This window comes from Brevibacillus agri (assembly GCF_004117055.1).
Lineage (GTDB): Bacteria > Bacillota > Bacilli > Brevibacillales > Brevibacillaceae > Brevibacillus > Brevibacillus agri.
Window position 1 is genome coordinate 1,411,983 of the sequence record NZ_CP026363.1, and the last position, 10,947, is coordinate 1,422,929.

10 protein-coding genes, 1 pseudogene and 2 riboswitches are annotated in these 10,947 nt (G+C 54.3%); of the genes and pseudogenes, 5 read left to right on the plus strand and 6 right to left on the minus strand.

Features of this window, described 5'->3' with window-relative positions; all coding sequences use genetic code 11:
- Window positions 1-22: 22 nt before the first annotated feature.
- Both BA6348_RS07035 and BA6348_RS07040 read right to left on the minus strand, forming a co-directional pair.
- On the minus strand, window positions 23-670 hold the full coding sequence (locus BA6348_RS07035) for a Ger(x)C family spore germination C-terminal domain-containing protein (RefSeq protein WP_025844040.1): 648 nt from the start codon (window positions 668-670) through the stop codon (window positions 23-25).
- A gap of 49 nt (window positions 671-719) precedes the next feature.
- The gene (locus BA6348_RS07040; RefSeq protein WP_206699385.1) at window positions 720-1,178 is read right to left on the minus strand and encodes a GerAB/ArcD/ProY family transporter; all 459 of its coding nucleotides are present in this window, start codon (window positions 1,176-1,178) and stop codon (window positions 720-722) included.
- Between the two features lie 450 nt (window positions 1,179-1,628).
- On the opposite strand from BA6348_RS07040, the pseudogene BA6348_RS07045 reads away from it, so the two are divergent.
- The 3 genes and pseudogenes from BA6348_RS07045 to BA6348_RS07055 all read left to right on the plus strand — a co-directional run bounded on the left by BA6348_RS07045 (window position 1,629) and on the right by BA6348_RS07055 (window position 5,371).
- Window positions 1,629-3,162 (plus strand): annotated as a pseudogene (locus BA6348_RS07045) (spore germination protein).
- Window positions 3,159-4,250: a GerAB/ArcD/ProY family transporter gene (locus tag BA6348_RS07050; RefSeq protein WP_122953070.1), complete on the plus strand. Its 1,092-nt coding sequence runs from the start codon at window positions 3,159-3,161 to the stop codon at window positions 4,248-4,250. The pseudogene BA6348_RS07045 and the gene BA6348_RS07050 overlap by 4 nt, the downstream one beginning before the upstream one ends.
- Window positions 4,251-4,315: 65 nt before the next feature.
- Window positions 4,316-5,371: a Ger(x)C family spore germination protein gene (locus BA6348_RS07055; RefSeq protein ID WP_242507459.1), complete on the plus strand. Its 1,056-nt coding sequence runs from the start codon at window positions 4,316-4,318 to the stop codon at window positions 5,369-5,371.
- Window positions 5,372-5,449: 78 nt separating this feature from the next.
- Here BA6348_RS07055 and BA6348_RS07060 read toward each other — a convergent pair whose 3' ends face one another.
- Genes BA6348_RS07060 through BA6348_RS07075 form a run of 4 tightly spaced genes read right to left on the minus strand, consistent with a single transcriptional unit; the run spans window position 5,450 to window position 8,516 of the window.
- A complete protein-coding gene (locus tag BA6348_RS07060) occupies window positions 5,450-5,962 on the minus strand; it encodes a 1,2-dihydroxy-3-keto-5-methylthiopentene dioxygenase (RefSeq protein WP_005826638.1) in 513 nt (170 codons plus the stop codon).
- 17 nt (window positions 5,963-5,979) lie between these two features.
- On the minus strand, window positions 5,980-6,633 hold the full coding sequence (locus BA6348_RS07065; RefSeq protein ID WP_005826636.1) for a methylthioribulose 1-phosphate dehydratase: 654 nt from the start codon (window positions 6,631-6,633) through the stop codon (window positions 5,980-5,982).
- A 3-nt stretch (window positions 6,634-6,636) separates the two neighbouring features.
- Window positions 6,637-7,305, minus strand: a complete 669-nt coding sequence (locus tag BA6348_RS07070) for a 2-hydroxy-3-keto-5-methylthiopentenyl-1-phosphate phosphatase (protein ID WP_005826634.1) — start codon at window positions 7,303-7,305, stop codon at window positions 6,637-6,639.
- Window positions 7,302-8,516, minus strand: coding sequence for a 2,3-diketo-5-methylthiopentyl-1-phosphate enolase (locus tag BA6348_RS07075; protein WP_122953068.1), 1,215 nt, complete (start codon window positions 8,514-8,516; stop codon window positions 7,302-7,304). Before BA6348_RS07075 ends, BA6348_RS07070 begins: the two co-directional genes overlap by 4 nt.
- A gap of 119 nt (window positions 8,517-8,635) precedes the next feature.
- Window positions 8,636-8,789, minus strand: a riboswitch (SAM riboswitch).
- A gap of 157 nt (window positions 8,790-8,946) precedes the next feature.
- Here BA6348_RS07075 and BA6348_RS07080 point away from each other — a divergent pair.
- Window positions 8,947-9,465, plus strand: a complete 519-nt coding sequence (locus BA6348_RS07080; protein WP_035316625.1) for a sigma-70 family RNA polymerase sigma factor — start codon at window positions 8,947-8,949, stop codon at window positions 9,463-9,465.
- On the plus strand, window positions 9,462-10,655 hold the full coding sequence (locus BA6348_RS07085) for an anti-sigma factor (RefSeq protein ID WP_122953066.1): 1,194 nt from the start codon (window positions 9,462-9,464) through the stop codon (window positions 10,653-10,655). Before BA6348_RS07080 ends, BA6348_RS07085 begins: the two co-directional genes overlap by 4 nt.
- Window positions 10,656-10,747: 92 nt before the next feature.
- Window positions 10,748-10,893: riboswitch (SAM riboswitch) on the plus strand.
- Window positions 10,894-10,947 lie beyond the last annotated feature (54 nt).

Consider the following 10,947-nt stretch of genomic DNA (forward strand, 5'->3'; position numbering starts at 1 on the left):
GCCCGCAGCCAAAAAGCTTGGCTCAAGGCTTTTGCTTCACTTTGGAAATACCGCCGTCGTTGATGTGCACCTGCACGTTTACCGACTCCAGCATGTCGGGGCGAAGCGGGAGCGCGCTGTTTTTTTGCAGTCTGTGCCACTCATGCGGGTGCTTGCGATAGAGCGTGTGCCCGAGCTGGAGAGTGTCTGCGCCCAGCTTCAGCCCTTTTTCAAACAGTCCGCGAATCTCTTCCTCGATTTTTTTGGCTGCTTCCGTTTCGATTTCGATTTCCCGCACAGGGCCTTGGCGGAAAAGCTGGGTAATAAAGCCGGAGATGTCGACATCCACCTGAAAAACGACGTTCTCGCCGCGGAGCACCGGACGTATGGCTGCTTTTGGCTTTTCGAGCACGAGCATGGCGAGCGTCTGTTTGTCTTTTTTACCTCCAAAAGCGTACGGACTACATGCTTGTCCATCCAGCGCAAGCCGAGCAGCTCGGAGCGCGGCCAGCAAGCTGTAAAACTGGATGGCGCTGAGCGGCAGGAGCGAGAGCGTCGACGAAAGGAAAAAGAGTCCGGTCAGCCACCAGATCCGTTTTCGCCCGCCAGGTATCATCCAGATTTCCACGATCAGCAGATGGGCGAGCGCGATTCGGGTGAAAGCCCCGCTGAACCATTGGTAAATGCTCAAAAAATCGAGATGCTCGATATAAATGCCGATATTGGCTAGCCGCCACTCTTCATAGGCCGGGTAGCGCAGCTTGGCGGCTTCCGCCGGGCCAAATTCGACGATCGCGCCAATCGTTCGGCCCCAAGGTCAAGTCAATCAGCGACATCGCCAGCAAGAAAAACTGATAGTAAGGCACTTTGCTTTTCAGATGATGCTTCAGAAACAAAAACAGGAGCAGTTCCACAAAGCCGCTTCCCGCGTACATCATGCCTTTGAGCACCGGGGCCATCCCGTTTTCCATGATCGGCAGAAGCAGGCGGTAGTCTTTGTTCTGAAAATTCGTGGACATCACGAAAAATCCTAGAATCACGACGACTGGCAACAACACCGTCGACGTCATTGCAATGGAGCGTATCCCGAACAGAGCGTTGACGAGACACAAAGCGGCGAAGAGGACAGTGTGAACCGTCAGCGGAGTCTGGGGAGCAAAAGACAGGTTGATCCAGGTGACCGTGTCTGTTATGGTCATCTTCCCGATAATAAAGCAATAGAGAGGTCAGTAGCGCCAACAGGCGGGAAACGAAGAAGCCGTATCGGTTCTGCAACCAAACAAAAAGGTGTTCGCGCCCGGTTCTCAGATAGATAAAGTAAAGAAAGCACGTCCAGATCAGGTAGAGAGCCCCGGCAAAAAGGACGGAAATCCACGAATCTCTCTTGGCGGAGTCGAGCATCATGGGGATGACGATGACATGGTTCATCAAGCCGTTGGCCAGCATCAGTATTGTTACGATTTGAGTAAAAGCTAGTCCGTTTTTCATGGTTCTCCCGCCAGACTGTTCCAGTTCTCTTGTCAGTATTTGCAGGTCGTCTCGATTTATGCGACAGGACAGGCGTGCCTTCGAAGGTTGCATGCATATTTTTGGAAGCTGCCACGAAAGCTAAGAGAACATACTGAGCAGAGGATGGGGAACGGTTCGAGATGACGATGAGAGGATGGCTGAGAAGGAAACGGGTGTCGGCAAAAGACAGAATTCAGCCGTCCCATGCCCACCCGATAAGCGACAGCCTGGGCGAAAATATTAGCGAACTGGAGCGCATATTCACGCTGACACCTGACCTGGTGATTCGCACGTTTGAAAGCAGTATGCTCGAAGGTTCGGCAGCGATCGTGTATTTAACTGGGCTTGTGGACAAAAACTCCATCAACAACAATGTGCTGCGGCCGATGCTGGCTCAGCGGGATCGGGGAAAAGCGGGAATTCTCGACCTGCTGTCGGTAGGAGATGTCTCGATTGCCCGCGATTTTCGCACCGTTGAAAAGGAGATTTTCGACGGCAGCTGTGTCATGTTTGTAGAAGGGCGCAACGAGGCGTTCGTTCTCGATACGCACGGCTGGCCGCAGCGGGCGATTGAGGACCCGCAACTGGAAGCGTCTTTGAAGGGCGCCCACCAGGGGTTTGTGGAGACAGGGATGCAAAATATCGCCCTGATTCGCCGCTACTTGCCTAATCGGGAGTTGAAAATCAAGGAATTTTGGATAGGGGACAGGGGAGCTACCCGGGTGTCGATCCTATTTTTGCAAGATGTCGCACATCCGGAGGTTTTGCAAGAAATGGAGGACCGGATCAAGCAGATCAAGATCGACTCGATTCTCAATACAGGCGAGCTGGCAGAGTTGATTGAGGACAATCCGTTTTCCCCTTTTCCGCAGTTGATGATGACGGAGCGGCCCGATTCGGTGGCCTCGCACATTTTGCAAGGCAAGATCGCCGTCGTGGTAGACCGTTCTCCCAGCGTCTTGATTGGCCCTGCCACCTTTTCCTCCTTTTTTCAAAACGTGGACGATTACAGCACGCGCTGGCTTGTTTCGTCGTTTATTCGTCTGTTGCGGGGGCTGGCTTTTATCATCGCGACCTTTCTTCCGGCTCTCTACATCGCCCTGATCTCGTTTAACTACGAGGTGATTCCGCTCGACTTGATTTTATCGGTCGGAGAGTCGAGAGAGAGTGCCTTTTCCGCCTTTACTCGAAGCGATGCTTATGGAGCTGACTATGGAAATGCTGCGGGAAGCAGGGGTCAGGCTGCCAACGCCCATCGGACAGACGGTAGGCATCGTGGGGGGGATCGTCATTGGACAGGCAGTAGTTCAGGCGGGGATTGTCAGCAACATCATGGTGATTGTGGTCGCGTTTACAGCGATCTCCTCCTTTATCATCCCGAATTACGATATGGGGTCTGCGGTTAGACTGCTCCGGTTTCTCATGATGGTGCTGGCTGCTTTGTTCGGTATCGTCGGGATTATCGTCGGGCTGATGGGCCTCATTGCCCATCTGATCCAGTTGGAATCGCTTGGCGTTCCCTACGGAAGTCCGCTCGCGCCCGCTCGTTTCAGCGACTGGAAAGATTTCTTTGTCCGCTTGCCGTTTTGGACGATGCGGGATCGGCCAGTCAGTACGAGGGCCATTCAAGCGAGAAGGCAGGGAGATAATCGTCCAAGGGGAGATGGCGAATGAAAAAATATGCCTTCAATGAACTGACGGTCTTCCAGTACATTTATTTGATTCACGGTGCGCAGGTAGGGATCGGGGTGTTGTCCATGCCGCGAGAGCTGGCCGAGGTGGCAGGGACGGACGGATGGCTCTCAATTTTGATTGGTTGGTTCGCGGCTATGGCGGTCAGCCTGGTCATCATCGGCATCATGAAGCGCTATCCCGGCAAAACGATTGTGGATCTGCAGCCGTTGTTTTTGGGTAAATGGCTGGGGAAAGTCTGTGTTGCAGGAATCGCCGTCTATTGCGGTTTTGCCTCTTTCACTGTCATGGCCAACACTGCGGCCATCGTCAATACGTGGATTCTTAGTCAGACACCGATTTACATGGTAGTTATTTTGCTGGCCATTCCGGCTTATATGGTTCTCCAAGGCGGCTTGCGGGTGCTTGGACGGTATGCCGAGCTGATCTTTTATCTGACGCTGTGGATGCCGATCGTCTTGGTCACTGTCTTGCCGAAAACGAACTGGCTTTATTTGCTCCCTGTTTTCAAGGAAGGGTGGTGGCCGATTCTGGCGGGAACAAAATCAACGGTTCTGTCTTTTTTAGGATTTGAACTGGCTTTTTTTCTCTATCCTTTTTTGCAGAAAAAGCAGTATGCAGTCCTTGGTATCGTTGTGGCCAATACGTTGTCCATGCTGATTTTTATGAACATCACCTTGTTCAGTTTCGTGTTTTTCAACCCCGATGAAATTCTACAATATACGTGGCCAACATTGAATTTATGGAAGGTGATTGAGTATCGATTTTTGGAACGAATGGATATTATCTTTCTCGCTTTCTATTTATTTTACTTGTCTACAACCAGCTTCCCTTATCTGTATTTTTCAGTCTTCTCGTCAAGTCAATTGTTCGGTGCAGCAGATCATCGCAAGCATTTAGGCATCGCTTTGCTGTTGGGTATTTTACTGCTTTGGCTGTATACGCCTACGTTCATGGATTTACTCAAATGGAAGCAGTGGTGGAGCACTGGCGGTTTGCTATTCGGATACGCGCTGCCCGTTCTGGCTTTTGTGCCGATCTGGCTGCTGCGTAGGTCAGTGAAGGAGTGAAGGTTATAAAAAGATACGTACACGTTCTATTGATTTTGTGTGTAGTCTCCCTGCTGACGGGGTGTGTGGATCGGATTGATCTGGAAGACGCGACGATCACCCTGATGACAGGGATAGATCTGAATGAAAAAGATCAGCTTCTCGTCTATTTATCGAGTCCGGTGTTCAGCAAGGAAGCCAAGGATAAGGAAGAGGAGTACGGAGTCAAGATAGAATCGCTTCGTCAGGCAAGAGGACGGTTTGACGGGCTGGTGACGGGCCTTTCGTTATCAGGCAAAATACAGGTGTTCGTTATCGGGAAAAAACTGTTGGAACATCCCGATTGGTTTCCCATTATGGATGTGATGTTTCGCGATGCGCGATTTACGGTGAATGCGCGAGTGATCGTTTGCGACGGGCCGGTCAAGGAGCTGTTCAATTTTAATCCGACGGATAAGCCGCGGCTTCCGCTTCACCTAACCAGGCTGCTCGATAAGGCAAGCCAAAGGAATTTGACAGTAACAACAAGGTTACAGGAATTTCATCGACAAATGTTTGAAAAAGGAGGCACACCGTTACTCGCTGAAATCAATTCAGGACGCTCTGTTAAAGTATTGGGGACGGCACTGCTAAACAAGGGCGGCAAGTACGCTACGCTGCTCGAGCCAAGAGATACGATGCTGTTGCAGATGCTCCGTCATCAAAAGCAGGGAGAGACATCCTTGACGCTTCCGCTTCCCGTAAACGGTGGCAGCAATCACATAGCGAGGGATCGGCTCAGTTTTTTGGTGAATGGCGTCAATCGCTCCGTGAAAACAAGCTACCGTAACAATCGGTTTCAATTCGACGTAAAAATGAAAATTCGCATTTCCATCACCGAAAGGCTGTTTTTGTTCGACATGGAACAAGACTACAGGAAAATGGAGCAAATGATTAGCGAGGAACTGCGCAAAGAGTTCGCAAATCTGGTCACAAAGTGCCAGGAGAGTGGAACAGACCCGTTTGGCTTTGGCGTGTACGCCCGTGCCTATGAGTACGAGGAGTGGAAAAAGGTACAGGAAGATTGGCCGGCGGCATTTGCCAGAGCCGATGTCCGTATTGTGCCGGAGGTGTCGATTATAGGCGATGGCGTCATTAAGTGAGTAAATAGCAGGAAAAAGGAAAAGCACCTTGTCGCCAAGGCTATGGTCCAAGGTGCTTGTTTGTTTTTGCGATACGTATCAGTAGATAGCCTCCCAGCCTGCAGGAGTGACGAACAGGCGGATTGCCTTGATTTTGCGGTCGTCCATCAAGGTGAAGTAGTGGCGGAAGTTCGGCGGTACGGAGATCAGGTCGCCTGGCTCAAGCTCGACGTCGAAGTAGCGCCCGTCTTTGCCCTTGATCGCGAAAATGCCGTGGCCGTCTACGCAGAAGCGGCACTCGTCGTCGGTGTGATGATGCTCGTTCTTGAATTTCACGAGCAGCTCATCGAGGTTAGGGGTTTTGTCAGAGAGGACGATGATGTCGGCAGTCAGGTAGCCGCGGCGCTCGCTGATCGCGTCGATCTCCGGCTTGAAGGCGGCGAGAATCTCCTGTTTTTCTTCCTCTGTCGGGCTGTAGTTGTCGCGGTGCTTGGGATCGAGGCGGTCTACGCCCCATTTTTCGTAAATGATCTCTTGGCTGTCCAGGAAGGAAATGACTTCCTCCGGTGCGGAAATGTACTCGTTAGTGTCGTGGAAACGAATTTGTGCCATCTTGTTTGCCTCCTTGGTTAATTGGTTGTAGTGGACACGACGGCTTGGCGCAGTTGCAGCCAGCGGGCGTGGTACTCGAACAGAAATTCAAATGCTTCCAGGTGGCGCTTCGCTTCAAAGTCGTTGCCGCCCCAGGCGTAAATGCCGTGGTTGCGGATGAGCACGCCCGGAATTTCCGGGGTGATGACTTTTTCAATCGCGGCGGCCAGGGTCGGAATATCGGCAAAGTTCTCAACAATCGGAACAGTGATACGCGCGTTTTCCTCCCAAATGCCCAAGCCTTTAATCAGCTCTTGCCCCTGGATGGAGAAGGCGCGCTGGCCGAAGTACAGCTCGGAGATGAGGTTGTTCCAGACGGTATGGACGTGGAAGCAGGCACCTGCCTGCGGGAACTTTTGATAGACGACGGCGTGGATCAACGTCTCTGCGGACGGCTTGAGCGAAGTCGCGTCTACAGGGCGGGAATCTCGATCGACTACGAGGTAGTCTTCCGGCGACAGCTTGGTCTTGTCTTTGCCGCTTGCGGTTACGGCAAATTGCAGCGGCTCGTTCTGGATTTTGATCGAGAGATTGCCGCTGGTACCGGGAAACCAGTCCCGGCGGGCAAATGTCAGCTTGGCGTCGTCCAGACGGCGAAAAGCGTCCAGACGTTGTTCGAGTGTTGCGGTCATGGATTAGACAACCTCCTGTTTCAGTTCGGTCAGCGTGCCAATCACGTCGTGGAAGGTCGCGAATGTGCTGTGCGGCAGCGCAAGCTCCTGTGCCTTCTCGGCGAGGAAGGAGCGGGCGATGACGTAGTCGGCGATCTTTGCGCCAGCCAGGTCCGTGATCGAATCGCCAATGACGACGCGATAGTGAGTGGCAGGGTCGTAGCGGCGAATGATGGTCGTCTTGCACATGCCGCAGCCGTTTGTGCATTGCTCGTCGCAGGAGTGCGGCCACGTGATCGTGATGTTCTCGCCGGAGAAGTCGCTGCCGTTGCAGTAGATCGGGACACCGCTAAGGTCAAACGGAGCGAGAATCGGCTGGACGAAAAAGTCGATGCCGCCGCTCGTAATCAAAAGCTCGATGCCTTCCTCGCGGCAAAAGCGGACGAAGTCAGCGAAGCCGGGGCGAATCGTAGCCTCCTGGACGATGTAGTCTACAATATCCTGGCGCAAGGAAGAAGGGAGCAACTGAAACAGCTTGCCGACGCCTTCCTGTACGCTTATTTGTTGCGAAAGAATTTGTTTGGTGAGTGCTTCCCATTCGGGGGGAGCGAACTTTTTCACAATCGCGACGATGTTGTCTTTTTCCGTAATCGTTCCGTCGAAATCGCAGAACAGCACGAGCTTTTTGCTCATCGTGCGCCACCCCACTTTTCCAGGGCGATGGCAAGCTCAGGCGATCCGGCAGCGGCTTCTTCCAGGCTGCGCCCGGCAGTGACGGCAGCGATTGCGTCGACAAAAGCTTTCGCTCCGGCCGTCGCGCCGCCGGGGTGGCCGTGAATGCCGCCGCCCGCGTTGACGATTTGGTCGAGACCGAAGTCCTGATACAACTGCGGCACGAGTCCGGGATGAATGCCTGCGGACGGAACCGGGAACGAGCGGCGCACGCCCTCCAGCGGCGTCGTCAAGTTGTGGGCGAGTTGCAGCGCTTCTGTCTTGTCCAGCGCCACGTTGCCGTACGGAGACGGGAACAGCACCAGGTCTGCGCCGGCGATCCGCATCAAGGTGCCGAGCAGAAGCGGCGTGGCGATGCCGTAGTCAGGCGACGGATAGTACGCGCCTGCGAGCGCCGGGTGCGCCATGATCGGGACGTTGACATCCGGATCGGCTGCCAGGCGGTGCAGGGCATCGAAGCCGAAGGCCAGCACGTTGAACAGCAGGCAGTCGGCGCCCGCTTCGACCGCGCGTTTTGCCTTTTCGTTCAGCTCGTTGATCGGCCCGGTCAGGTTGGCGGCGTAGAGGACAGGCTTGCCTGTCTCGGCTTCGGTCTCCAGGGCGATCTGTTTGAACGCCTGGATGCGCTCCAAAAACGGTGCGCGGTCGTCCGCGAAGAAAATTTCGTCATCTTTGACCAAATCGACGCCGCCCTGCGCCTGTGCTTTAAATTGCGTTTTCAGATCGTCGAACGGCAGGCCGAGGCAAGATTTGAAAATGCTCATCAGGAGCGGACGGTTTTGGGCGTCCAGTCGTCCGCGCAGTCCGTCTATGCCGAACTTCGGTCCGGGAAAAGCCTGGAGGAACGAGTCGGGAAAAGCGATGTCGACTAGCTTGATTTTTCCGTCCATCGAGAGCTTTCCGAAAATTCCGGTCAAGAGCGAAGGAATGTCGCTGGTGAAGTTGCGGGGCGGGTAGCTGACGGTAATCAGCCCGCGCACATCCCCGTTTTCCAATGTTTCCAGCGGAGTGGCGCTGACGGCTTCGCCTAGGTACGGCGCCAGCTCCGCTTGCTTGGCAGCGGGCAAGTCCGTCCAGGAGCCGACCGTCATGCCGACTGCGATGGCAGCGGCTTTTTTGTTCAAGTCTTTGGCTTGTGTCAAATAGGTGACGAGGATGCGTTGCTCACTCATGCTAGTCCTCCTTGGCAGCTTGAAAAGCTGTCGTGGTCGTTTCGAAACATGTAATCATGCAAAAAAGCCTCCCCACTTGAGCGGGGAGGCGGTTGTCGACTATGAAAACGTCTCGTCTCCTCTCATCTCTCGGGTCAGTAGCCGGAACAAAAAAAGCTCCGACTCTTATCCGTTGGAATTAGCACCGTTTCGCTATTTTTGGTCGAACGCAAAAAAATAGCGCCGGTTGCCGGGCATCATAGGGCCAGTCCCTCAGCCAGCTCGCGATAAGAGTTTATGTGGTTCACACGTCATCTATCCGTGTGCGATACACCCATGATATGCCTTCTCGTTCCGCTAGTCAATCTTTGTTTTTCCGAGAATGTGCATCTGCTCACAGGGAAAAGGAGGCAGCAAGTGAAACTTTTTTACTCAGCGTGCGTGGTATCGGATGAAAGGGTGTGGAGGCATTGGGAAAGTAGGCTTGGAGGACGTGTACCAGTTGCACGTAAACGATATATACCGCTATCTTTTCCGGCTCACACGCGATCGGAGGCAGGCGGAAGACTTGACGCAGGAGACTTTTTTTCGCGCGTATGCCTCCCTGGATGACTATCACGGGGAAAAAGTGCGGCCGTGGCTGTTCAAGGTAGCATACCACGCCTTCGTGGACTGGCATCGCAAACAGAAGCGGCGGCCAGTCGATTACGTCGGGAGCGTGCCGGAACGACTGGATGCTTCCGCCGTCGATCCCGCTGACCAGCTCGTGAACCAGGAGTTGTGGGAGGCGGCATCCGCCTGTTTGGAGCGGCTGCCGGAAAAGCAGCGACAGGTGATTTTGCTGTCGGCGATGCAGTTTTCCTACGCGGAAATGGCGGAGGTGCTGGGAATCGAACTGGCGGATGTTAAGCGCTCCCTGTTTCGGGGACGGCAAAAGATGCGGCAACTGTGGAAGGAGGAAGGGCTATGACGAACCAAAACGGGGATGACCGCGAGCAAAAACTGCTTGCTTACCTGAGAGGGGATTTGACGGGCGAGGAAGCGAAACGGCTGGGCGAGGAACTGGCAGACGATGAAGAGTACGGGAAGCGGCTGGAACGGCTATTGCTCGGGGAAGAACAAGGGACAGACGGCAAGCAGGAGGTTGCGCCAGGGCTTTCGGAAGCAAGACAGCGGGCGATCGTCCGCCGGGGAAAGTGGAAAAACAGGCTGACGACCTCCTTCTATGCCTTCGCGATTCCTTGCCTCGCGGGTGTGCTCTTGCTGTTCGTAAACGGCTGGGTGGGAAGGCTGATGCATGACGATTTGTTCCGGGTGGCACGGGACATGGTCAATTTTACCCAGCCTGGCGTGAGCGTGGGCAGCAGCGGCTCGCAGGTGGGGCTGTTGTACGGCAGCATCGACATGGAGCTGCGAGAGCAGGTTGGCAACGAGGCCAAAAGCGCTGGCCGCTTTCGGAGCACGAATGTGCTGTGGAACGTGAGCGCCAGACCGGAGTGGACAGGGGGCGTCCGGGAGCAAAAGCTGTTTTTCCGCTACCCGCTATCGGCCGGAGAACCGGAAGAAGACACGTCCTTTTTGCGCACGCCTGCCTGGACGACGCTGGAAAAGCTGCCGGAAGGAACGGTTTCCCAACTGGCGATCTCGTTTGACAGCTTCCTGACGTATGAGCAGTATGTCGAGCTGGTTTCCCGCCATGTCAGCAGCTACAACCAGGAGACGGTCTGGTTTGCCGTCGACACTGGCGTGGAGGTGAAACAAGTTGACGGGGAAGCCGGCAATCTGCTACTCGGCCCGGGGGAGGTCTGGGGCTTTGCCGAGCGGGAGCTGGATTACGGAACCGCGCCGATTCAGGTGAACGGAGAAGGCGAGCGGCGAATGGCCGCCTTCATGGGCGAGATGAAGTATTTGACCGAGCAAAAAAGCTTGGCGCGCGATATGGGCTACGCGCTGCTTTCGGGCGGCAATCCGCAACTCGAGGAGCGCTATCGCTATTTGCAGGAAAAAGGCGTGCGCATCTACGGCGCCGTCCTGACCGGGCCGACGAAGGAGCTGCTCAGGCTCAAGGAGGAAAAGTCGATTACCGCCGCGTTTGTCGGCAAAATCGACTGGTGGAACTGGGAGCGCCCCGCCGCCTCGGGGACGCAGAATAGCTGGTAGAAGGCGAGCCGTTTTTGCAAAAAAAGAGTGTTGACATCGTGGAACCGCAGGTTGTATGATTCAAACTAAATCAAAACCGCATACGTTTGGATACCTTATCCAGAGAAGGTGGAGGGACTGGCCCGATGATACCCGGCAACCGACACGACGCGATTTCAACGCGAGCAGCGATTGAAGCAAAAAGCGACGTGCACGGTGCTAATTCCTGCAGAAACAAAAGTGGTCTGGAAGATAAGGGGGACATGACACGTTATTTGTACGTGACGACAGCGACCTCTTTTCTTCGGAAAAG

Bases quoted from the DNA above. Each gene is read 5' to 3' on its own strand.
- BA6348_RS07040 (WP_206699385.1), bottom strand. From the start codon at position 1,178: ATGACCATAACAGACACGGTCACCTGGATCAACCTGTCTTTTGCTCCC.
- BA6348_RS07050 (WP_122953070.1), top strand. From the start codon at position 3,159: ATGAAAAAATATGCCTTCAATGAACTGACGGTCTTCCAGTACATTTAT.
- BA6348_RS07080 (WP_035316625.1), top strand. From the start codon at position 8,947: ATGAAAGGGTGTGGAGGCATTGGGAAAGTAGGCTTGGAGGACGTGTAC.
- BA6348_RS07065 (WP_005826636.1), bottom strand. From the start codon at position 6,633: ATGACCGCAACACTCGAACAACGTCTGGACGCTTTTCGCCGTCTGGAC.
- BA6348_RS07085 (WP_122953066.1), top strand. From the start codon at position 9,462: ATGACGAACCAAAACGGGGATGACCGCGAGCAAAAACTGCTTGCTTAC.
- BA6348_RS07060 (WP_005826638.1), bottom strand. From the start codon at position 5,962: ATGGCACAAATTCGTTTCCACGACACTAACGAGTACATTTCCGCACCG.
- BA6348_RS07070 (WP_005826634.1), bottom strand. From the start codon at position 7,305: ATGAGCAAAAAGCTCGTGCTGTTCTGCGATTTCGACGGAACGATTACG.
- BA6348_RS07075 (WP_122953068.1), bottom strand. From the start codon at position 8,516: ATGAGTGAGCAACGCATCCTCGTCACCTATTTGACACAAGCCAAAGAC.